The following is a 20,277-nucleotide window of genomic DNA, read 5'->3' as shown; positions in this document are numbered from 1 at the left end:
CCCATGAGTTTTTTTAGCAAAATTCTTGATAAGCTCGGTTTCAGCGGTTCCGAAGCACAGGCTGCTCCTGCGCCACAATCATCTGCCCCGAAAACCCCGGCTCCGCAGGCCGCCCCGGCTTCTCCTGCTCCTTCCACTGGAACCACGGTGGTGGATGTCAAAGGAAAACTTGAAGGCCTTGCAGCCTCGAACCCCCAAAAGCTTAATTGGAAAACGTCGATTGTGGATCTGCTGAAGCTTCTGGATCTGGATAGCAGCCTGGCGGCTCGTAAGGAACTGGCAACCGAACTTGGATGTCCCGCGGATAAGATGAAGGATTCCGCGCAGATGAATATGTGGCTCCACAAGACGGTGCTTCAAAAACTTGCCGAGAATGGGGGCAATATTCCAAAGGAACTTTTAGACTAGTGGCGTGAGGAACTAGAGGCATGAGACCTGCCCACGTATGCATCTGCTGAAAGCGAAGACGGTAAACATTCAGTGCAAAGGATTTTGCCCCGGCAGGGGGCACTAGGAAGTCTGATCTGATGGCCGGATAAATCATAGCATGCCGTGGATCCCCGACTTTATCTTTGAGTACTGCCGATCAATAACACTTCCCGACGTTTTTGATTGGGTTTCATACCTGGGATGTGACGGTTTTCGTCGATTGACTAGAAGCTGCACCGCCTGAGATGGATGCTATTCACCAGCCTTCTCTGGTTTACGCTCTTGCCGGACATGAAAAGTGATGCAGTGCCAACGCCCCACGCTCCCCTTTCATGAGGGATTGTGGGGATGTTCGACGGCGCGGGAATCGAAAGTCACCGCTGTGAGAGGGTAACGTATCAGTCGTGCTAGCCGTATCTGGTGACCGATAAACGGTCGGATGCTCAACGGCGATAGTCCACTATTTCTCCGGGAGGAACTTATGGCTGAGAATACCGACATGACGAAATCCGTGAGAGATGCCCCACAAACGATCGATCTGGACCCCGGCGTAATGGTGGATCGCATTGATAGCTGGGTCGATGGCGCGTTCCGCATGTTGCCCAATATCGCCGTCGGGCTGGTCGTGCTCCTCCTGTCTTACGGCCTGGGAACTTTTGCCGGATACCTCGTTCGAAAGCAAATGGCTCGTCATTCACGTGACAATCTTGGCGAGGTCCTCGGCAGTTTCGTGCAGTGGGCGGTCGTGATTCTGGGTTTCCTCATGGCAGCGACCATCGTCCTACCGACCTTGAATCCCGGCGATCTTATTGCTGGGTTAGGTATAAGCTCTGTGGCGATCGGTTTTGCTTTTAAGGATATTCTGCAGAACTGGCTAGCGGGGATGCTCATTCTGTTACGTCAACCCTTCGAGATCAACGATCAGATCGAAGTAAAGGGGCGCGAGGGCACCGTGGAACGAATTGAAACCAGGGCAACGATCATCAAAACCTATGACGGGCTGCGGATTGTCATACCAAACAGCGATATTTATACCAATGCCGTCCTGGTCAAGACGGCGCATGAGAAGCGGCGCAGTCAATATGATGTGGGCATCGGCTATGGCGATAGTATTGAGGACGCTATCGACGTGATACGGGAAGCTGTGGCAGGCGTCACGAACGTCCAGCATGACCCTCCCCCGGAAGCATTTGTATGGGCTCTGGACACCAGCTGGGTCACCATCCGGGCGCGATGGTGGACTGAGAGTCGTCGAGCCGACGTCATACAAGTTCAGGCTGAGGTCCTGACGGCCATCAAAAATGCGTTAGACAAGGCCGGCATCGATATGCCGTACGAAACGCAGGTCCAGCTATTTCATGATCAGACGGAGAGTAGGGACGGTGATCGCGCCGCGCAGCGGGAAGGATGGCCTGCGCCCAAGGACGGATCGACCGAGCCACGTTGGAAAGCAGAGGCCACGCGGCGAGAGGCCCTCACCATGAAATCATGACAATAAGGCGCAAACATTTCCACCCAGGTCACGAGATAGTCCCCACCTTTGGCCATGATAGGGCGAAGGGAATTCGGTCCGTTTCCAAGTTGGAAGTCCAACTAAGCAAGCCTTCTGAGGGCAAAGATCGACAATCATGTTAGTCAGGCGGAACGAGGAAAAGAGAGACGAATAAAGATGCCTCCTCTTGAAGCTGTGGGTATCGAGAGGAAACTAAATAATTCTGAAATTATTTCAAGAATGTGCCGTGAACCCGGCAAGGTCCTTGGCTCCAGCGAAAAGGAAATTATGGATACGATACAGGTGAAAACAAAGAACCTTAAAGATATTGTGAATCTCACCCCGAAATTGAATAGGATCATCCAAAATGCGGATTTTCAGAATGGCTTGTGTCACGTCTTTTTGCCGCATACCACGGCCGCGCTCACGACCGGGGAAATAGGAGAAGGCACGGAGGAAGATCTTCTCGAAGTGGCCGAAAAAATCATTCCACAAATCAACTTTCGTCATGCCCATGATCCTTCCCATGCCTGGTCTCATATGGCGGGATCTTTAATTGGAGCGTCGTTGACCTTGCCCGTGATGGACGGTGAACTGCGTTTGGGTACCTGGCAATCAGTCTTACTCGTTGAGCTCGATGGTCCCCGGGAACGCCAGATTGTGGTGAGTTTAGCTCCTACATCGTGAAGCCAATGACATTGAGGATTCCAGGTTGAGAGGAAAGTGAAATTGCCTTCATGCGCGAGCATGGTGTCCCAGGGCACAATCGTTTGTTGCCGAATTTCTGACCTCCAGGACCTGTCCAGGAAGTTTTTCAAGTCCTCCACTGTCTGAATTCCAATTCGCAATGCATCATGAAGCAGATCATGCAGGTCCGTGGTCAATTCCAGCGCAGTGATATCTCCTTGCATGGCAAAAGCGATATCTTGAGCGTTCCTTGAACGCGGCATATTAGGTGATGGCCGCATTGATAATACTTCCAAACAATGCTCCGATGAGTTCTGGAAACGGTTGAATATGAAACCTGAAATGGCACCGGAACAGACGAATTCTCTGATGAAAATAGAAAAGTATCCATTTCAATCTATTGAGAACGTCACTTTATAATGTGAAAGTTGGTCAACGTGTCGGGACGTGTAGCTTATGTATTGCCACGTCAGGATTAATTGAGCATAGAAGGCTAAAAATCTTTTGACCGTTAAGGCATCACCTGCACCCTTAGAAAATCCGATTATTTCGGCGAAAGCTGCCGGACTCCGCTATGTCACGGATGAGTCCCCCGGTATAGTGCGGAAGCGAGCAGGAAAAGGATTTCGTTATGCCGCACATAACGGCAAACAAGTCCGTAATCCTCAGGTTCTAGGGCGCATTAAGGCTTTGGCCATTCCGCCTGCCTGGCAGGATGTGTGGATTTGCTTGAACCCGGACGGACACCTTCAGGCGACGGGACGGGATTCGAGAGGCCGTAAACAATATCGATATCACCCGCAGTGGCGGAGAATTCGGGATGAGGCTAAATATGAACATTTGACGGCTTTTGCTCAAGCATTGCCCCGAATTCGGAGGATCGTCAAGCGGGACCTTTCTCAAAGAGGTTTACCGCGAACCAAAGTTCTGGCGACGATCGTGCGGCTTCTTGAAACTTCTTTGATTCGGGTCGGGAATGAAGCCTATGCGCGTGACAATGAGTCCTTCGGGTTAACGACCATGAGGGACCGGCATGTCAAGGTGAAGGGCTCCACCCTCACATTTCAATTCAAAGGGAAAAGTGGTATCGATCATGCCGTCGATCTTACCGATCCGCGGTTAGCGAAAATTGTCAGACAATCGCAAGAGCTTCCCGGCTATGAACTCTTTCAATATCTCGATGAGAATGGTGCCAAACAATCCATCGAATCCACCGATGTGAACGGGTATCTCAGGGAGATTACCGGACAGGATTTTACGGCCAAGGATTTTCGCACGTGGGCGGGGACAGTCCTGGCGGCCAGAGCGCTTCAGGAGTTTCAATCGTTTGACTCTCAAGCTCAGGCAAAGCGAAATGTGGTACGGGCCATCGAGTCTGTGGCCAAACGACTGGGTAATACGAAAGCGGTCTGTCAGAAATGTTATGTCCATCCTCATGTGCTGAACTCGTATATGGAAGGTACTCTCCTCCAAACACTTCGCAAACGGGTGAATCGGGAACTTTCTCAATCGCTTCGTGGTTTACCAGCGGAGGAAGCGGCTGTGTTGACGTTGCTTCAGCAGCAATTAAAGTCTGAGAAACGGCCAAACAAGAATACATCCAGGAACGGAAAGATGTAACGCATCGCCGACTGGTTGTCCTTATGTGTCCAATTCCGAACGGGAAATCCTAGGGCCCGATGGAACAAATTTTCTAAATGATGAGGAGAATGATTAAATGATACGAGCGGTAATTTTTGATGTTGATGGCACGCTTATGGATACGAATTATTTACATGTGGAGGCCTGGGCCCGTGCCTTTTCGGTCGTCAAGCATCCAGTACCACGTGCCGCAATCCATCGGCAGATTGGTAAGGGATCGGACCTGATGCTGGGTGCGCTTCTTACGGATGAGGCCTTACACGAACGGGCCAATGAATTACACAGCCAATTTTTTGACGAGTTGAAAGATCATACCTATCCTCTGCCTGGAGCCAAAGAAATCCTTGCAACTCTCTCATCGCAAGATATCGCCATCTGGCTGGCGACGAGTGCAAAGTCCGAAGAATTGGAACATCATGTTCAAGCACTTGAGGCGAAGGATAAGCTGGCCGGGCTGGTGTCGTCGGCGGATGTAGAGAGTGCAAAGCCCGCACCGGATATTTTTCAACTAACTCTGGAGCGGGCTGGATGTTCACCGGAGGAGAGCATTGTGGTCGGTGACACGATTTGGGATATTCAATCCGCTCAAGGCTGCGGACTTCAGACGATTGCGGTTAGAACCGGAGGAGCCTTTAGTCGAGAGGAACTCCATGCGGCTGGGGCGGTGGCTGTATACCAGGATTGCGCAGAGCTTCTGGCATCCGGGTTTCCCGCTAATTTTGAAGCGAGATAGGAAGGAGGGCCCTTCTGCGATAGGTGTTTAACTGCACCCGGATTCCGGACGAAATCCCATCTTTGGTCATTCTGCTCACGTGGTAGCTGAAAACATGACGAGTCAGCGAGGGAAAAACCTGTTCCCAACGATCCGGGGAAAAATGCTGACGTCACGTGTCCCCGCGTCTGGTAATCACCCGATAAAGCCAGAGAAACAGGATGGCCCCGATCACGGCCATCACAAACCCGACGGGGTCGTCTTGTCCATACATGCCGATCATTCGCCCGAGCATCCCACCGAAGAGCGCCCCAATGATCCCGATAGCGACAGTGGCAAGAAACCCTCCAGGATCTTTCCCGGGCATTAAAAGTTTTCCAACTACTCCCACAATTAACCCAAAGACGATCCAACCGATGACACTCATACTTCAACCCTCCTATTTAATGATTGGGTTCACCGGTTCTTTTGGGTGTCCCGTCTCTGCTTTAACCAATAGACCGACCTGTTCCTGATAATTTTCACGGTAAATTTGGAAAACGGCCAGCGCGATCCCAAGCAGAATGGGACCCAGAAACAATCCGATGAAGCCGAAATACGCGAGGCCCCCTAGTGAGGCGAAGAAGAGAAACAGAACGGGTAGGTCCGCTTTGGATCCGACGAGAAAAGGTTTCAGTAAATTATCCATGAGACCGACTAATCCGACCCCGATTGCGATCATAACTATGCCTTTCCAAATGGGACCGGTCCATAACAGATATGCGGCGACCGGGGCCCAGACTAATGCCGTGCCGCCAAAAGGTACCAGTGAAAGAATGGCGCTTAGGGCTCCCAGAAATATGGAAAACGGGACGCCCAAGGACCAATAGGCAAGCCCTGCCGTGAAACCCTGTGCCAGGGCCGTGAGAAGGGTCCCTTGAACGACTGCGACCATCACATTGTCAAGGCGTTCCATGATGACGGCTTTATAGCTTTCTTCGATCGGGAGCGCTTCGTAAAATGCACGATAGAGATGATGCCCATCGCGAAACAGGAAGAACAAAGTAAACAGAATCACAAAAAAATCCATAAGGAGATCAAGGGTGTTTGTTGCCAGCCCACCGACACTGGACAGCAAGACCCCGCTGACGGCTTTCCCTCCTTCAACCAGGTGCCCCTGAACGTCCCCATAGGCCAGAACAAGCCGGCCCAACAATTCTTGAGACACATTTCCGATCAGAGGCAGTCTTGCGACAAGTTCGGGCAGTCTTTGCAGTCCACCCTCCTGCACCCATGTCATGGCGAGCTGATAGGCGTTAATGGTCTCTGTCACCACGAGGAATACCAAATACGCCACAGGCAGGACGGCAAGTAACATGACACTCAGTGTGCTGAGACCCGCCGAAGCTGTTGTCCTGTCTCCCAGCTTACGGGTTAGCCACTGATAGAGAGGATAGAAGAGACGAACCAGGATCATGGCCCACAAAATGGGCGTCATGAAGGGGGCAAAAATTAGGGCCAACACGTACAGCAGGAGGGAACACAACAGAAGGAAGGCCGCTGAAAGAACTTGTGGAGACATTTATGTTGACGCCGCAAAGGGTGAGGGTATCGATACACTTGAAGCCGTCCGCTTGGTCGAGGAGGAGAAGGAAACTAGGATCATAATTAGGAGTACCTGCATGTCATACCTCTGCAGTGTAACACTTACCGTTTGCCTAGTATTTGCATTTTAGAAAACTTCTGAGGTTGAAATGTAGTCAGGTATATTTCACTTCTCATTATGATATGAACCGGCCCGTTCATTTATTATAGACAAATCATTAAGCGGAATCTCTCAAGTATCCACATCCCTACTCCTAGAATCCCATTGTATTCAGAAAGCGATGTTGACGGATGTTTTCAGATAGTACGACCTGAATTTGTCTGTTGAAATATTTATAGCGATTCGTGAACTATGAAAAATGACCTCCACAAGCCTTGATTTATTTATCCTTTCGCCAATTGTCGATTTTTCTAAAATTATTTTGAATTATGTCCTTTCTCCAGTCGCGTCATGTAACTCATGATAAGGTTCTGGTTGTGTCCTCATCTGCCGCAATGTCAAATTTTTATTCCAAGAGGAGCACCGCTTTTTCTCGTCGCCGGCTTAACTCGGGTCTCGCCTGAGACGGATATTGTCCTTTTCCGGAAAGGTCCGCAATCTGTTAGTCGGTCCCTCGAAGCAGTTAGCGATGGGAATAAGGACAGGATGTAGTGTTATGTACTTCAGATTCTATTCAGTAATCTTCGTGGTCCTCTTCATTGTCGTTTGGAGTGCGCGGGTTGAACCAGTTTGGTCCCAGGAACCTGTGGATATTCCAGAGGCCCCCACGGATTCACGACCCACCGATAAACCAGAGGAAATTGCGGTTGGAGCGGACAAGGTTGAAGACAGGCTTATCACACAACGGCTTAGGGAGGTATTCCAGAATTTGCCGGAGCTTGCCAATGTCGACATCGCGGTGAAGGCAGGGGTGGTACGTCTTACGGGGCATACTTCCACCAAAGAAGCCCACCAACAGGCTCTTGAACTTGCCGAACGCGTGGACGGAGTGGTCAGCGTGACAGATGAAATCACACAGAAACGAGAAGTCCGTGAACGGTTGACCGTTGTGCAGGAAAAAATGGTTGACCAACTCAATAATTTTATCTCCTATCTGCCACTCCTCATCATCGGCTTCACGGTATTTCTTCTATTCTGGTTCCTCGCATCCTTTATGACCAAATGGGATAACCTGTATGAAAAAATTACTCCACATGCGTTTTTACAATCATTAGCCAAGCAAATCGTCAAAGGGACCATCATATTTATGGGCTTTGTCGTCATGCTCGAAATCCTGGACGCCACAGCTCTTTTGGGAACTATCGTTGGGGTAGCCGGAGTCATGGGACTTGCCGTAGGTTTTGCCCTCCGAGACACCGTGGAAAACTACATTGCCAGCATTCTGCTGAGTATCAGACAACCCTTTCGGCCACTGGACCAAATTGTTCTGGAAAATTATGAAGGCTTGGTCATGAAACTGACATCGCGGGAGACCATTCTTATGACGCTAGACGGGAACCATGTCCGCATACCCAATGCTACGGTGTACAAAGGCATAATTCTCAACTATTCCCGGAACCCGAAACGGCGTTTTTCCTTTGAGGTGGGTATCGACACCGCTGTCGATATCGAGTCGGCGTTGCAATTGGCTATCAAAACTTTAACGGAAACCCGCGGGGTGATTGCTGATCCTCCGGTCCGATGCGCGGTCGAGAAATTAGGCGATTCGAATGTGATCCTGAAAATGTTTGCATGGACGACCCAGGATCAATACGACTTCGGAAAGGTAAAAAGTGAAGCGATTCGGGCGGTGAAAGAGGCCTTTGATCTGGCCAATTATGAAATGCCCGAACCCATCTATCGTCTGAAGATGCAGGGGTATTCCCCTCTTGATGATCAGGCCGTTTTTGACCGGACCGACCATACAAAAGATGCTCCATCACCCGCTGCGCAATCAGATTCTCAGGCCGATGTCACCAAAGATAATCATATTGTTGACCAAATTTCGAAAGATCGAGGAGATAATAAGGAAAGGGATTTATTGAAATCATAGATTGGTGTTCCGAAGGACATTCCAATCGTCACCCTGGCTGGAGAAATTTCTACACCGCCCCCGTTCCTCCATTCCATAGCGCGTGAAACACAAGAGGAAATGATATGAAACAAAATCGGCAATCAGAGGTGGTAGTCATCACAGGGGCTTCTGCAGGTATCGGTCGAGCCACCGTACGGGCATATGCTCGGCGGGGGGCATCTATTGGTTTGCTGGCCCGTGGGCAGGAGGGATTGGAAGGAGCTCGTCGGGAGGTGGAAAAGCTAGGAGGGCAAGCTATCGTGGTTCCCACTGACGTGGCCGATCCCGAGCAGGTGGAATCAGCCGCAGTCACAGTAGAGAAGGCGTTTGGCCCGATCGACATTTGGATAAATAATGCCATGGTTTCCGTGCTGTCGCCGGTAAAAGACATGACGGCTGCAGAATTCCAGCGTGTGACCAACGTGACCTATCTCGGATATGTCTATGGAACCCTTTCAGCGCTTCGTCGGATGCTTCCCCGGGATCGGGGCGTCATTATCCAAGTCGGCAGCGCGTTGACGTATCGTGCGATTCCACTTCAATCGGCTTACTGTGGTGCCAAACATGCTATCAAAGGATTCACGGAGTCGCTCCGATCGGAGCTGATTCACGATGGAAGTCAGGTCCGCCTTTCCATGGTGCATTTGCCGGGAGTCAATACGACTCAATTTGGATGGATTAAAAGCCGCCTTCCCTATGAGCCTCAGCCGGTCCCTCCCATCTATCAGCCGGAGATAATGGCGCGGGCGATCGTCTGGGCGGCTGATCACGATCGTCGTGAGTTATGGGTTGGAATGCCGACAGTTAAAACCATCTTTGGGGAAAAATTCATTCCGGGGTTATTGGACCATTATCTGGCCGAAGTAGCCTATACGGGCCAACAGACGAATGTTCCCATCAAGCCTGATCGCGCCGATAATTTATTTGCGCCTGTCCCGCAGGACAGAGGGGCGCATGGCGATTTTGACGATCAGGCCCAATCATCCAGTTTTCAATTGTGGGCTTCCATGAACCGGGGGTGGTTGGCGGTGGCGGGCGTCGGATGTCTTTTAACCCTGGGGTGGGCCCGAAAGCAATCACAGGTGAATCGATCGAGAATAAATGATTGAACCTCAATAAAGTTCATTCTCCGATCGGGAGGCTGATCTGCCTGATGCAAGAACAGCCTCCCGATCTGAAGGTCCCCCTGGGCATTTGACCATGACAAAGGTTAGCCAGCCGTAGCCTGCTTTTTTGCCTCCTGAAACTCTTTTGCCATCTTCTGTATTTCTTCCTTATCCAGGATCTCTTTGGCCTTTTTGAAGATTTCGCCTTCTTCCTCCTTCACATGGTGTAGAACACTTTTTTTGAGCTCAGCAAGTTTTGAGCCCCATTCCTCGGATTCTGCCCCCATCGCCTCAAGGTCTTCCAGAAGGTTTTCGACTTCGGCATGCTCTTCCGTAGCTTCATTTATCAGGTCTACCATCTCTGCATTTTCTCTGAGGGCAGGATAGAAGACGGCCTCCTCCCCATGGGAATGGGCTTCAAGGTCCTCTTTTAACTGAGAAAATAATTTTTCACGGCTTTTCGTCGCACGTGGACCGGTGGTTTCTAATTTTTTAAATAGGTCCTTTGCTTTTTGGTGATCCTTTTTTAAAATTTGAAAAATGTCCATCCGCTGATTCCTTCCCGGTCAATGACCGATGATTATTCACTGAAAAATAATGAAACCTCAATTTCTTGATCGAAGAATAATCTTGTTCCTTCACACACGTGAACTGGTAAGAACCCTGGAACCGGCAGGGAAAGAATTGGAAAGCAAGAAACGGAGTGCACTGTGTCCCCGACTGTTGTATAAAAAGATTGGCATCCGGAAAAGAGGAGTCAGGTGGGGAGATTTCTTGGTAAAGTATGCTTGCAGTTTTAGCAGTCTGTCACAGCTAGTGGTCATGAGAAACACACCGAACCAGGAAAAATGTTCCGTTGCAACGCGCCATGATCCACGGTGGACAATTGTGGTTTCCCGTGACCCAACAGCCGACGGTACATTTTATTATTCCGTCAACACCACCGGAGTGTACTGCCGCCCGTCCTGCCCATCCCGGTTGCCGCGGCCTGAAAACGTCCGGTTCCATGCTTCACGGGAAGTTGCCGAGAAGGCTGGATTTCGTCCCTGCAAGCGTTGCACGCCTGACCAGCCCGGATTAGAGGAACGATATGCGGAAAAAGTCGCAGCAGCTTGCCGGCTCATCGAGAATTCGGATCATGTGCCCGGCCTCAAGGAGTTATCAAATCATGCGGGACTGAGCCGGTATCACTTTCATCGGGTGTTCAAGGCGGTAACGGGATTGACACCGAAAGGATACACGGCGGCGCATCTGGCAAAACGGGTGAGGTCGCACCTCAATCATACAGGCACCGTGACGGAGGCAATTTACGAAGCCGGGTTCAATTCCAACGGAAGGTTTTATGAGACATCCGATGCTGTTCTGGGTATGACACCTTCCTCATATCGTGCCGGTGGTTCCGGGATAGACATCCGATTCGCCGTGGGGGAATGTTCTCTCGGGTCAATCCTCGTTGCCAGAAGTGAGCGCGGAGTGTGTGCGATTCTTCTGGGGGATGACCCTGAGCACCTGATGCGCGAATTGCAGAAGCAGTTCTCTCAGGCTCATCTCATCGGGGGTGATGGTGACTTCGAACACCTGGTCGCCACAGTGATCGGTTTTGTCGAAGCGCCGGAGCGGGGGTTGGACCTTCCCTTGGACGTACAAGGGACGGCGTTTCAACAACGGGTCTGGAAAGCATTGCAAAACATTCCGGCCGGCTCGAGGGTAAGCTATGCTGACATCGCCGCGAGCATCGGTGCCCCGAAAGCGATTCGAGCGGTCGCCAGGGTCTGCGGCACCAATGCCATAGCTGTGGCGATTCCTTGTCACCGTGTAGTGCGCACGAATGGCGACCTGTCAGGCTATCGTTGGGGCATCGAACGGAAACGAGCGTTGCTTGAACGTGAGGCCCACACATGAATGGGAGCGGGCAGTCAACATCTCCCGTCGCTTTGCCTGGGACTATGCTGGAACGGGTCAACGCGATTGGTTGGGGACGGATCTCAGGCGATCTTGACGCTCAAGGAAGTGCCGTGACCGAGGGGCTCCTCACTTCGAAAGAATGTGAGACCTTGGCCATGTTGTATGCCCGCCCTGAGAAATTTCGCAGCCGCATCGTGATGAGTCGCCATAACTTTGGCCGTGGAGAATATCAGTACTTCCGATATCCACTTCCTGATCTCATCGAACAACTTCGGAATGCGATATATCCCCATCTTGTGCCGGTTGCGAACCGGTGGAATGCGGCCATGGGCATTGAGGTTCGCTTTCCAAAGAGGCATGAAGATTTTCTGGCCCGCTGTCATCAAGCCGGGCAGGATAAGCCCACCCCATTGATGCTCAAATATGAAGCTGACGATTACAACTGCCTGCATCAGGACCTCTACGGCGAACACGTGTTTCCGCTCCAGCTTGCCATTCTTTTATCTGACCCTCAGAAAGACTTCGCGGGTGGTGAATTTGTCATGACCGAGCAGCGGCCACGTATGCAATCCCGGCCCATTGTGGTACCGATCCGACAAGGCGATGGCGTCATTTTCGCGGTTCATCATCGTCCTGTGCGAGGGGGAAGGGGCTGGTATCGTGTGAACCTCCGGCATGGGGTCAGCCGCGTTCGCTCAGGGCAGCGCTATACGGTCGGGATCATATTTCACGACGCCAAGTAAACCGGATGAAGAATCATCTCCGAAACGGAATTCTGTGGCCGGGACAAGGAATACCCTTGCGGTTCTTAGCCGCCGGCCATGGCTCCGACAATTAGAAACGGTTCTTCACCGGTTGTGATCGCGTCGGGTAACGGGGCGTCCGGTGGTTCATGGGACAGATCCTGCCCGCAGGCAAAGAACCTGATAAACGGTCGGCGCTGTTGTGTCGCCTGGTCACGAATTGTCCCCCGCAACATCGGGTAACGGATTTCGAGCGTGTTGAGGACGGAGTGTTGCGTGACCTGACCCTCCATCTCCAGGTTCACCTCACCGTCGATACGTGCAAGTGTCCGCAAATGGGCTGGAAGGATAACTCGAATCGTGCTCACGGTAACGCCTGGACTTCGACTGATAAGACGGGTGGAAGATCGCGGACGATGGGCATCCAGCTGTCTCCCGAATCGGCCGAGGCATATACCTGTCCTCCGGTGGTGCCAACATAGATCCCACAGGGTTCGAGCGAGTCGACAGCCATGGCGTCTCGCAAGATATTGACGTAGCAGTCCTGTTGCGGCAATCCTTTTGTCAGCGCTTCCCATTCGTTCCCGCCCGTTCGACTGCGGTAGACGCGCAGTTTCCCCTCCGGCGGATAATGTTCAGAGTCGCTCTTGATCGGTACCACATAGATGGTTTCGGGCTCATGGGCATGCACGGCAATGGGGAATCCGAAATCGGAGGGCAAGTCTCCACTGATTTCATGCCACGACTCGCCTGCGTCATCGCTCCGCATCACATCCCAGTGCTTCTGCATGAAGAGCACATTCGGGCGCGACGGGTGTTTGGCGATGCAGTGCACACAGTGGCCGACTTCTGCAGTGGGGTCGGGAAGTTCATATGGCGATTTCAGTCCGCGGTTGACCGGCTGCCATGTCTTGCCTCCGTCCTCGGTTCGAAACGTGCCGGCTGCCGAAATGGCGACGAATATCCTTTCCGGATTGCCGGGATCCAGAAGGATGGTATGCAGGCACATTCCCCCGGCGCCCGGTTGCCAAAGGTGCCCCTTAGCGCTGCGCAGGCCGGGAAGCTCCTGCCATGTCTGTCCGCCATCGGTGGAATGGAAAATGGCTGCATCTTCAACCCCCGCGTAAATCGTGTCCGGGTCGGTCAGCGATGGCTCCAGATGCCAGACACGCTTGAACTCCCAAGGGTGCTGCGTGCCATCGTACCACTGATGGGTGGTGAGAGGTTGTCCCGTTTCCGATGAACTGTCATACACGAACTTGTTGCTCTCCCCCTTGGGCGTGCCGTCCGGGGCCGTGGTCGGCTCGCCGGGTGGTGTTCCCGGTTGAAACCAGGTTTTGCCGCCATCATCGGATCGTTGGATGATCTGCCCAAACCAGCTGCTTGACTGCGAGGCATACAACCGATTCGGATCGGCTGGAGATCCCTTCACGTGAAACAACTCCCATCCACCAAAAAATGGACCGTTAACGTCCCACTTCTTGCGTTTGCCGTCCGATGTCAGCACGAACGCACCTTTGCGTGTTCCAACAAGCACTCGTACCCCACTCATACCTCACTCCTTTCTGAAAATTAGGCCGATCATCGTATAAAGTTTTCACAACTAGTGAGAGCCTATTCCGTCCCTCTATCAATCGTGTTGGCCGTTGTGATCGAGGCGTTGTGACCTACTATTGTTTGTAAGCCTCCTGTAGGCGTTTGATGTCAAGTTTCTTCATTTGAAGGAGGGCACTCATGACTCTATTTGTTTTTTCATGATTTTTTGCATCATGTTTTGCGCCTTCGCTGAGCGTTAATATGATCTGTTTGTCAACTTCGCGACCTGCCGGGTGCCATTGTACTCTTAGCGGAATGCCCCTATTCCGTTGGCAAACCTCCGATCTCTAAAACCGGTCGGATTTCGACCGTGCCCACCCGGGCCGCCGGGATTTGTGCGGCGATGTCCATTGCCTCATCCAGGTCCTTGGCTTCGATAAGAAAATAGCCGCCCAGTTGTTCTCGTGTTTCAGCAAACGGACCATCGGTGATGAGCCGTTTGCCGTCTCGTATACGGATGCTGGTCGCCATAGTGACAGGATGCAGAGGAGCGGCCGCCAGATAATTCCCTTCAGCTTTAAGCCGGTGTGCAAGCTCCGTGGATTCTTTGTAACACTTTTCACGTCCGGCCTCGTCCCATGCCTGATCAGTTCCGTAAATCAACAGCATGTATTTCATATGAAATCCTCCACTAGTACGAACGAACGCCAATGCCCCAATGAGCCCTAAACATTGCTGGACAAAAGGGCGACCGATGCGACAGATAGCAACGGAAGGTTTTTTCGTCCCGCAATGTGTTCCGCTACTGCTTTCTGGTATAGGTGATCTCCATGATCCTCATTTCCTTGCCGCCGTGATGAGTCCCATACATATCAAACGTCTGGGTATTGTTGTCGACGATCTTCCAGACCGCTCGATGCGTCATCTGCCCTCCGCCCGGCTCAGGATGCGATCCATTCAGCGTAATGGTCTTGCCATCGTCGCTCGCCGTCCCTTCCATGATGAAAATCCCCGTCCCCATTGTATCCATCCAGGCCGTGACATATTTCTTGGTGATGTTGTCGTAGGCGTCGATTCCAATCCCGGAGAATGGTTGTCCCATCATTTGGCCAGTGTAGGCTTGGTAGAGATAGCGTCCGTCCAGCAAAATTTTCATTTCTGCGGTGCCGGTCGATTCTGTGGGAGGTTTGCCTGGTTCCATCCATTCTTTGGATATGGTCGTCCAGCTCCCGGCTAGGCTGGCAAACAACTTGTGGGGTTCGCCGGGAGCGGCCAGCTTCTTGTACATCTCCATCATGGCTTGTGGGTCCATCTGCTTTTCTTTGTCTGTGTCTGTGGCGATTACTGGATTGGCCGTCAGGACCATACAGAGACAGGTGAATGTGATGATTGGAAAACGCATAGATGCCTCCTTGTGATTAGATAATGAACACGGTTGAGATCAGTATGTCATGCTGTGAGTGACTGTTCACAGGGTACTTTCATGAAGACAATTTTTTGCGCAGGTGCTCCTCCTGCTCCCTCAGCTCAGGCGTGAACTCTGGCCCGAAGTCCTCCGCCTCGAAGAGTTGGCGAATCTCAATCTCGCCTTCTTTGTCATCACCTGCAGGATTCGGACAACGCTTGACCCAGTCGATCGCCTCTTCTTTCGAATTCACCTGCCAAACCCAATACCCGGCGATCAGTTCCTTGGTCTCGGCAAAGGGTCCGTCGGTAACCGTTCGCTTGTTTCCTGAAAACTGCACCCGCGCACCTTTTGAACTCGGGTGGAGCCCATCTCCTGCCAGCATGACGCCGGCTTTTATCAGTTCTTCGTTGAATTTTCCCATCTCAGTAAGAAGGTGCTCGCTCGGCATCACACCGGCTTCCGAGTCTTTGGTAGCTTTGACAATAATCATGAATCGCATCACCCAATCTCCTTGGCTTTAGTCCTTTGAGCTCCATTAAAAAAATTAGCCTTATCCCGATTTTCGTTATTTGTCGAACGGGGGCTGGTGAAATCGACATGTGAAAACACCCTGTAGTCGCAGTTCTGGCACCATGTGTTTCTAATCATAGAGCCACAAGGCAGCTTGGAGAGGATTGAAGCAGGTTCTTTTCTGATCATCAACATTCCTCAGTCGGCAGACCGGAGATCTCGATCAACGGTCGCACCTCGACAGTGCCAATGCGTGCTCCTGGAACTCGCAATGCGATACCGATCGCCTCGTCAAAACTCTTGGCATTGATCAAAAAGTACCCCGCCAGTTGCTCGCGTGTTTCCACAAAAGGACCGTCAGTCACCAATGGCTTGCCTTCGCGCACACGAACGAGGACAGCCGTCGATGCCGGATGAAGCGGCGACGCACTCAGATACTGCCCCTTAGAGTGGAGCTGATGGGTGAGTTGCACGGATTCCTCAAGCATCTCCTTGCGGGTGGTCTCACTCATTGTGCTGAATGCGTCCTCGTCATGGTGCACCAGCAACAGGTATTTCATGTGAATGCCTCTATCAGGTAATTATGCTAGAAATGACCGTATGGATTTTCCCCGATCGAATTCTTCCTCATAAAAATCTACTCATCCTGACAAAATTCCGCCTCTATATCTTGCCGGGGCAGGTCCCTCACCGACCGAACCTCCATACTCCCGAGGTGCACTGATGGAAACTTGGACGCGATCTGAACAGCCTGGTTGATGTCTCTGGCCTCGATCAGAAAGAATCCGCCGATCTGTTCCTTTGTTTCGGCGAATGGGCCATCGGTGAGAGACACTCCGCCGTTGCGGACCCGTACGGTCATGGCCATCTCGACCGGTTCAAGGGGGTTGAGTAAGAGGAGTTGGCCGTTCTGGCGTAGTTCCTCGCAATAAACCATGGTTGCCTTCATAAGATTATTTCTCTCGCTCTTTGATAGGGTGTCCCACTTTTTTTCTTCCATGCAACAAATGAGAAGAAATACCATGGCTGCCGACCTCCGAATAGGTTGTGAATTGGTCTTGTTACTCGTTAGTCGTTCGCGAGGATCAAATTCGACAACGGTCATCATGAATTTTGGCGGCGCCATTGGCACTCTAGGTATTGAGATCTTCCCAACGTTCCCATCAAGATATTGTGGGTGACCATTGATCTGGCCACTAAAAATCGGAAAAATCCAGGTTGTACCTATTGGTACAGATAAGGGAGGGGGATTAATTGCGATCCTGTAACCCGGCCAGCCGTTGTTCAAGAAATCGCTGCTCGGGCTTCTGCTGAGTGAGGCCGAGAGCCTGTTTGTATGCGGCCTTGGCTTCCGCAATTCGGCCCAATCGTCGGCAGAGCTCCGCCTTCGCCGAATGTGCCAGGTAATAATTCGTGAGATCCCCTCGTGCGAAAATTGCGTCGATGAGGGCAAGACCCGCCAGGGGACTGTCACGCATGGCCACTGCGACGGCGCGATTCAGTTCCACCACAGGGGAAGGAGACGCCTGCATCAACAGATCGTAGAGTGAAACGATTTGAGGCCAGTCCGTGGCTGTGGGATGTGTTGCCTGGGAATGTAATCCGGAAATCGCGGCCTGGATGGTATAAGGGCCGATTTGACGTGAAGCAAACGCCTTTCCTACCAGGGCAATCCCCTCTGCGATTTGATCGCGGTTCCACAACGAACGATCCTGGTCCTCAAGCAGAATCAGATCTCCCGTTCGGGAGATGCGTGCGGCGCGGCGGGAGTCATGAAGGAGCATTAATGCCAAGAGCCCCATCGCTTCCGCGTCCGGCAGTAATTCCAATAGTAATCGTCCCAGTCGCATTGCTTCAGCCGAGAGGTCATGGCGCGTGAGTGATTCCCCCGAAGAGGCAGAGTATCCTTCGTTAAACACGAGGTAAATCACCCGCAGCACCGCATCCAGACGGTCGGGCAAGGTGGTCTCAGAAGGCACCTCATAGGGTATGCGTGCTTTCCGAATCTTTGTCTTGGCGCGAACGATCCGCTGAGCCACTGTGGGCGGGGATGTGAGAAAGGCTTTTGCGATTTCTTCCGTCGTCAGGCCACACACCTCCCGGAGAGTCATCGCTACTTGGGCTTCAGATGAAAGAGCCGGGTGGCAGCAGATAAAGATCAGACGTAGCCGGTCGTCGTCGATGCTTTCATCGGGATTTTCATGAGCCTCATGAATGCCGGCTTCCAGCTGCGTGGCGAGTTCTGCGAGCGAGGCGTCAAACCTGGTCCGTCGCCGCATCCCATCGATCGCTTTGAAACGGCCGGTCGATACGAGCCAGGCTCGAGGATTGGCCGGGATCCCATCCCTGGTCCATTGTTCGACTGCGACCGTAAACGCCTCGTGCAACGCTTCTTCGGCCGCATCAAAGTCGCCGAGCAGCCGGATCAAGGTGGCGAGAATCCGGCGCGATTCAGTGCGGTACACTTCTTCCACCACCTCCCGCACCTGTTTGGCCGGTCTTTCACTCATGATCGAGAGGGCTTCACGTTGAGAGGCACGGAGAGACCATCGAGGTATCAAACGCCTGTTCAGGGAAGCGAGCGCCTCTGCTGAGGGGTGATGAGAGAAGATATTGACCGTTATTCGGCTTCAACCGTGACCTCTGTTGTCACCGAATTGGCAATAAAACATTCGCTGTGAGCGTGCTCATGGAGAGCGTGTATCTGTTCCTGAGTCGGAAGAGTCGGCCCACCGAATATCACTCGAGGGTGTAAGATGACACGTGTAATCGCCAGCTTGTTGTTCTGATTTTTTTCTAACAATCCAACAGCATGATCACTATAGCGATCCACAACGAATCGTTTCTTGGCTGCCATCGCCAGGAAAGTCAGCATATGACAGCTCGACAAGGCCGCCACGAAGGCTTCCTCAGGATTCACATGAGCGGGATTCCCCCGATAGGCCGGTGCGGCGGAGGCGGGAACGCGAACCCCACCTTCAAAAACCAACTCATGGTCTCGATTATACGATTCGTACGAAAAGTTCTCTGATTCCCTCTTCCATTCAAGCGTGATCTTATGCTCAGACATTGATCAACCCCTTTCGAAAACGTGACAATCTTTTTTTAATGAGGCGACTTCCCTGTGCGTGGACGATCGAAAACGAATCCGGGTACTTATGCGCATTCGCGGTAACAGATTTCAAGGCGATTGCCGCTGGGATCTTCAAAAAACAGCATAATAACGTCGCATCAACCTACACCTTCATTTCGCAGTATTTGCCGCTGTTATCCAAACTCGGGTATTTCTCCTCATTCATAGATCAACTATCGTTGATGTGTAATTTGTGCATCCAAATATGAGGCCGTTCGACTGAAGAAAGGTCCGCCAGACAATATTTTCATTGTACCGCGGTCTGGAGGTTCCATGGGAAGTTGGTCGGATTTTACCAAGCGGGCCGCCGGTTCTAATCGCAAGATTTCATTTATAGTTTATTTTACCCGAATGACTCTTACTTCCGCTCAGCCGCAGAGTCGGCAACCGCAATGGCTTCAATCTCAATCATCGCGTCGGGAGAATATAGTGAGCGGACTTCCACGATGGTGTCTGCCGGATATGGAGCCGTAAACCGTTGACCGCGAAGTTCAACGATTTTATCGAAATGGGTCATGTCGGTCAGGAAGATCGTCACTTTGATGACGTTTCGTAGGCTTGATCCTCCCGCATGCAGTACCCGCTCGAGATTATCAAAAGTTTGGTTGGCCTGGACATCAAAGTTGCCTGCGCCGACGATTCGACCGTTCGTATCGATGGCAGTCTGACCTGAGATAAAGAGCAGATCACCGACCCGATATCCCTGGGAAAGACGGTAGGGCTCGTAGGGATCCGGATCGATCCGGATTTGTGTGATGTTCATCGTACCACCTCCTTATTCCTGTCGAAAAAGACCTCAAGTACGCCTTGGCGCTTCGATTGCCTATTCATGACACACGAAGATGGTTCAGTATATCTAATCGGAGGTATTCATGTGGCTTGGTATCGGTGCCTCGAATCGTCTCACTGCTGAAGGCCAACTCAGAATTTCTACACCGACCCGAATTACGGGCCTCTTTGAAAATCCTGCTTGACTACGTTGAACATCGAAAAATTTTTGAACCCGATGAGTTCTTAGAAGAATATTTGGGGTTTTTTTCGACAGCCTGCGAGGTATGTGCGACAAAAATCTCTGTTCAATAGAGTTCTATCGGGAGCCTCGCAAATATGTTTCTTTAATGATGAAAATATCACGCAGAAGACCTCTTTCGCATAGGGTATTTTCAGTCTTCTGATAAGTGCATTTCTATTGGATTTGTTTGACAAAGCTGAGATTAATTATTAGGGTAAGTTTTCCCATCCTCTGGACATTATTCCCGTTCACAATGGGCCAATTCTTAAAAAAATTATTTCTGGTGAAAATTTCCTTTTCAAAGGGGATGAGCCAGAGATGCTTG

22 protein-coding genes are annotated in these 20,277 nt (G+C 51.6%); 9 read left to right on the top strand and 13 right to left on the bottom strand.

Annotation, left to right across the window (positions count from 1 at the left end):
• The first annotated feature begins 3 nt into the window (after positions 1–3).
• From LX98_RS13170 to LX98_RS13150, 5 genes are all read left to right on the top strand, one after another.
• A complete protein-coding gene (locus LX98_RS13170) occupies positions 4–408 on the top strand; it encodes a DUF3597 family protein (protein WP_496429334.1) in 405 nt (134 codons plus the stop codon).
• Between the two features lie 502 nt (positions 409–910).
• A complete protein-coding gene (locus LX98_RS13165) occupies positions 911–1,921 on the top strand; it encodes a mechanosensitive ion channel domain-containing protein (protein ID WP_496429333.1) in 1,011 nt (336 codons plus the stop codon).
• Positions 1,922–2,098: 177 nt separating this feature from the next.
• Complete coding sequence (locus tag LX98_RS13160; protein WP_496429332.1) at positions 2,099–2,608, top strand: secondary thiamine-phosphate synthase enzyme YjbQ; 510 nt, start codon at positions 2,099–2,101, stop codon at positions 2,606–2,608.
• 504 nt (positions 2,609–3,112) lie between these two features.
• Complete coding sequence (locus LX98_RS13155; RefSeq protein ID WP_496429331.1) at positions 3,113–4,228, top strand: DNA topoisomerase IB-related protein; 1,116 nt, start codon at positions 3,113–3,115, stop codon at positions 4,226–4,228.
• 97 nt (positions 4,229–4,325) lie between these two features.
• Positions 4,326–4,982 (top strand): HAD-IA family hydrolase, encoded by a 657-nt coding sequence (locus tag LX98_RS13150; RefSeq protein WP_496429330.1) that lies wholly within the window; start codon positions 4,326–4,328, stop codon positions 4,980–4,982.
• Positions 4,983–5,133: 151 nt separating this feature from the next.
• On the opposite strand, the gene LX98_RS13145 is transcribed toward LX98_RS13150, so the two are convergent.
• Both LX98_RS13145 and LX98_RS13140 read right to left on the bottom strand, forming a co-directional pair.
• On the bottom strand, positions 5,134–5,388 hold the full coding sequence (locus LX98_RS13145) for a GlsB/YeaQ/YmgE family stress response membrane protein (protein ID WP_496429329.1): 255 nt from the start codon (positions 5,386–5,388) through the stop codon (positions 5,134–5,136).
• Between the two features lie 12 nt (positions 5,389–5,400).
• On the bottom strand, positions 5,401–6,522 hold the full coding sequence (locus LX98_RS13140; RefSeq protein ID WP_496429328.1) for an AI-2E family transporter: 1,122 nt from the start codon (positions 6,520–6,522) through the stop codon (positions 5,401–5,403).
• A 679-nt stretch (positions 6,523–7,201) separates the two neighbouring features.
• Here LX98_RS13140 and LX98_RS13135 point away from each other — a divergent pair.
• Together LX98_RS13135 and LX98_RS13130 are read left to right on the top strand one after the other, a co-directional pair.
• A complete protein-coding gene (locus tag LX98_RS13135; RefSeq protein WP_496429327.1) occupies positions 7,202–8,578 on the top strand; it encodes a BON domain-containing protein in 1,377 nt (458 codons plus the stop codon).
• 104 nt (positions 8,579–8,682) lie between these two features.
• Positions 8,683–9,708, top strand: coding sequence for an SDR family oxidoreductase (locus LX98_RS13130; RefSeq protein ID WP_496429326.1), 1,026 nt, complete (start codon positions 8,683–8,685; stop codon positions 9,706–9,708).
• A gap of 101 nt (positions 9,709–9,809) precedes the next feature.
• Here the strand turns inward: LX98_RS13130 and LX98_RS13125 are convergent, their stop codons facing one another.
• Positions 9,810–10,253 carry a hemerythrin domain-containing protein gene (locus LX98_RS13125; RefSeq protein ID WP_496429325.1) on the bottom strand — a complete coding sequence of 148 codons (444 nt, stop codon included), beginning with the start codon at positions 10,251–10,253 and terminating at the stop codon, positions 9,810–9,812.
• 274 nt (positions 10,254–10,527) lie between these two features.
• Here LX98_RS13125 and ada point away from each other — a divergent pair, with 274 nt between their 5' ends.
• Both ada and LX98_RS13115 read left to right on the top strand, forming a co-directional pair.
• A complete protein-coding gene (gene ada, locus LX98_RS13120) occupies positions 10,528–11,607 on the top strand; it encodes a bifunctional DNA-binding transcriptional regulator/O6-methylguanine-DNA methyltransferase Ada (RefSeq protein ID WP_496430608.1) in 1,080 nt (359 codons plus the stop codon).
• Positions 11,604–12,353, top strand: coding sequence for a 2OG-Fe(II) oxygenase (locus LX98_RS13115; protein ID WP_496429324.1), 750 nt, complete (start codon positions 11,604–11,606; stop codon positions 12,351–12,353). Before ada ends, LX98_RS13115 begins: the two co-directional genes overlap by 4 nt.
• Positions 12,354–12,418: 65 nt before the next feature.
• On the opposite strand, the gene LX98_RS13110 is transcribed toward LX98_RS13115, so the two are convergent.
• From LX98_RS13110 to LX98_RS13065, 10 genes are all read right to left on the bottom strand, one after another.
• Complete coding sequence (locus LX98_RS13110; RefSeq protein WP_496429323.1) at positions 12,419–12,721, bottom strand: MoaD/ThiS family protein; 303 nt, start codon at positions 12,719–12,721, stop codon at positions 12,419–12,421.
• Complete coding sequence (locus tag LX98_RS13105) at positions 12,718–13,905, bottom strand: WD40/YVTN/BNR-like repeat-containing protein (RefSeq protein WP_496429322.1); 1,188 nt, start codon at positions 13,903–13,905, stop codon at positions 12,718–12,720. Before LX98_RS13105 ends, LX98_RS13110 begins: the two co-directional genes overlap by 4 nt.
• A 305-nt stretch (positions 13,906–14,210) precedes the next feature.
• Positions 14,211–14,567 (bottom strand): YciI family protein, encoded by a 357-nt coding sequence (locus LX98_RS13100; protein ID WP_312639989.1) that lies wholly within the window; start codon positions 14,565–14,567, stop codon positions 14,211–14,213.
• Between the two features lie 124 nt (positions 14,568–14,691).
• The gene (locus tag LX98_RS13095) at positions 14,692–15,291 is read right to left on the bottom strand and encodes a DUF1579 family protein (protein ID WP_496429321.1); all 600 of its coding nucleotides are present in this window, start codon (positions 15,289–15,291) and stop codon (positions 14,692–14,694) included.
• Positions 15,292–15,370: 79 nt separating this feature from the next.
• The gene (locus LX98_RS13090) at positions 15,371–15,796 is read right to left on the bottom strand and encodes a YciI family protein (RefSeq protein ID WP_496429320.1); all 426 of its coding nucleotides are present in this window, start codon (positions 15,794–15,796) and stop codon (positions 15,371–15,373) included.
• A 199-nt stretch (positions 15,797–15,995) separates the two neighbouring features.
• Positions 15,996–16,367, bottom strand: a complete 372-nt coding sequence (locus LX98_RS13085; RefSeq protein ID WP_496429319.1) for a YciI family protein — start codon at positions 16,365–16,367, stop codon at positions 15,996–15,998.
• Positions 16,368–16,444: 77 nt separating this feature from the next.
• Positions 16,445–16,807 carry a YciI family protein gene (locus LX98_RS13080; RefSeq protein ID WP_496430607.1) on the bottom strand — a complete coding sequence of 121 codons (363 nt, stop codon included), beginning with the start codon at positions 16,805–16,807 and terminating at the stop codon, positions 16,445–16,447.
• Between the two features lie 250 nt (positions 16,808–17,057).
• Positions 17,058–18,317: a sigma-70 family RNA polymerase sigma factor gene (locus LX98_RS13075; protein WP_496429318.1), complete on the bottom strand. Its 1,260-nt coding sequence runs from the start codon at positions 18,315–18,317 to the stop codon at positions 17,058–17,060.
• Between the two features lie 110 nt (positions 18,318–18,427).
• Positions 18,428–18,877: an OsmC family protein gene (locus LX98_RS13070; RefSeq protein WP_496429317.1), complete on the bottom strand. Its 450-nt coding sequence runs from the start codon at positions 18,875–18,877 to the stop codon at positions 18,428–18,430.
• Positions 18,878–19,298: 421 nt separating this feature from the next.
• The gene (locus LX98_RS13065; protein ID WP_496429316.1) at positions 19,299–19,703 is read right to left on the bottom strand and encodes a Rid family hydrolase; all 405 of its coding nucleotides are present in this window, start codon (positions 19,701–19,703) and stop codon (positions 19,299–19,301) included.
• Positions 19,704–20,277: the final 574 nt, after the last annotated feature.

This window comes from Nitrospira marina, from assembly GCF_059568365.1.
The sequence above is the reverse complement of the archived record's forward strand: the minus strand, read 5'-3'. Positions and strand labels throughout refer to the sequence as shown.

Bases quoted from the DNA above. Each gene is read 5' to 3' on its own strand.
- LX98_RS13170 (WP_496429334.1), top strand. From the start codon at position 4: ATGAGTTTTTTTAGCAAAATTCTTGATAAGCTCGGTTTCAGCGGTTCC.
- LX98_RS13165 (WP_496429333.1), top strand. From the start codon at position 911: ATGGCTGAGAATACCGACATGACGAAATCCGTGAGAGATGCCCCACAA.
- LX98_RS13160 (WP_496429332.1), top strand. From the start codon at position 2,099: ATGCCTCCTCTTGAAGCTGTGGGTATCGAGAGGAAACTAAATAATTCT.
- LX98_RS13150 (WP_496429330.1), top strand. From the start codon at position 4,326: ATGATACGAGCGGTAATTTTTGATGTTGATGGCACGCTTATGGATACG.
- LX98_RS13145 (WP_496429329.1), bottom strand. From the start codon at position 5,388: ATGAGTGTCATCGGTTGGATCGTCTTTGGGTTAATTGTGGGAGTAGTT.
- LX98_RS13140 (WP_496429328.1), bottom strand. From the start codon at position 6,522: ATGTCTCCACAAGTTCTTTCAGCGGCCTTCCTTCTGTTGTGTTCCCTC.
- LX98_RS13135 (WP_496429327.1), top strand. From the start codon at position 7,202: ATGTACTTCAGATTCTATTCAGTAATCTTCGTGGTCCTCTTCATTGTC.
- LX98_RS13130 (WP_496429326.1), top strand. From the start codon at position 8,683: ATGAAACAAAATCGGCAATCAGAGGTGGTAGTCATCACAGGGGCTTCT.
- LX98_RS13125 (WP_496429325.1), bottom strand. From the start codon at position 10,253: ATGGACATTTTTCAAATTTTAAAAAAGGATCACCAAAAAGCAAAGGAC.
- ada (WP_496430608.1), top strand. From the start codon at position 10,528: ATGAGAAACACACCGAACCAGGAAAAATGTTCCGTTGCAACGCGCCAT.
- LX98_RS13115 (WP_496429324.1), top strand. From the start codon at position 11,604: ATGAATGGGAGCGGGCAGTCAACATCTCCCGTCGCTTTGCCTGGGACT.
- LX98_RS13105 (WP_496429322.1), bottom strand. From the start codon at position 13,905: ATGAGTGGGGTACGAGTGCTTGTTGGAACACGCAAAGGTGCGTTCGTG.
- LX98_RS13100 (WP_312639989.1), bottom strand. From the start codon at position 14,567: ATGAAATACATGCTGTTGATTTACGGAACTGATCAGGCATGGGACGAG.
- LX98_RS13095 (WP_496429321.1), bottom strand. From the start codon at position 15,291: ATGCGTTTTCCAATCATCACATTCACCTGTCTCTGTATGGTCCTGACG.
- LX98_RS13090 (WP_496429320.1), bottom strand. From the start codon at position 15,796: ATGCGATTCATGATTATTGTCAAAGCTACCAAAGACTCGGAAGCCGGT.
- LX98_RS13085 (WP_496429319.1), bottom strand. From the start codon at position 16,367: ATGAAATACCTGTTGCTGGTGCACCATGACGAGGACGCATTCAGCACA.
- LX98_RS13080 (WP_496430607.1), bottom strand. From the start codon at position 16,807: ATGGAAGAAAAAAAGTGGGACACCCTATCAAAGAGCGAGAGAAATAAT.
- LX98_RS13075 (WP_496429318.1), bottom strand. From the start codon at position 18,317: ATGAGTGAAAGACCGGCCAAACAGGTGCGGGAGGTGGTGGAAGAAGTG.
- LX98_RS13070 (WP_496429317.1), bottom strand. From the start codon at position 18,877: ATGTCTGAGCATAAGATCACGCTTGAATGGAAGAGGGAATCAGAGAAC.
- LX98_RS13065 (WP_496429316.1), bottom strand. From the start codon at position 19,703: ATGAACATCACACAAATCCGGATCGATCCGGATCCCTACGAGCCCTAC.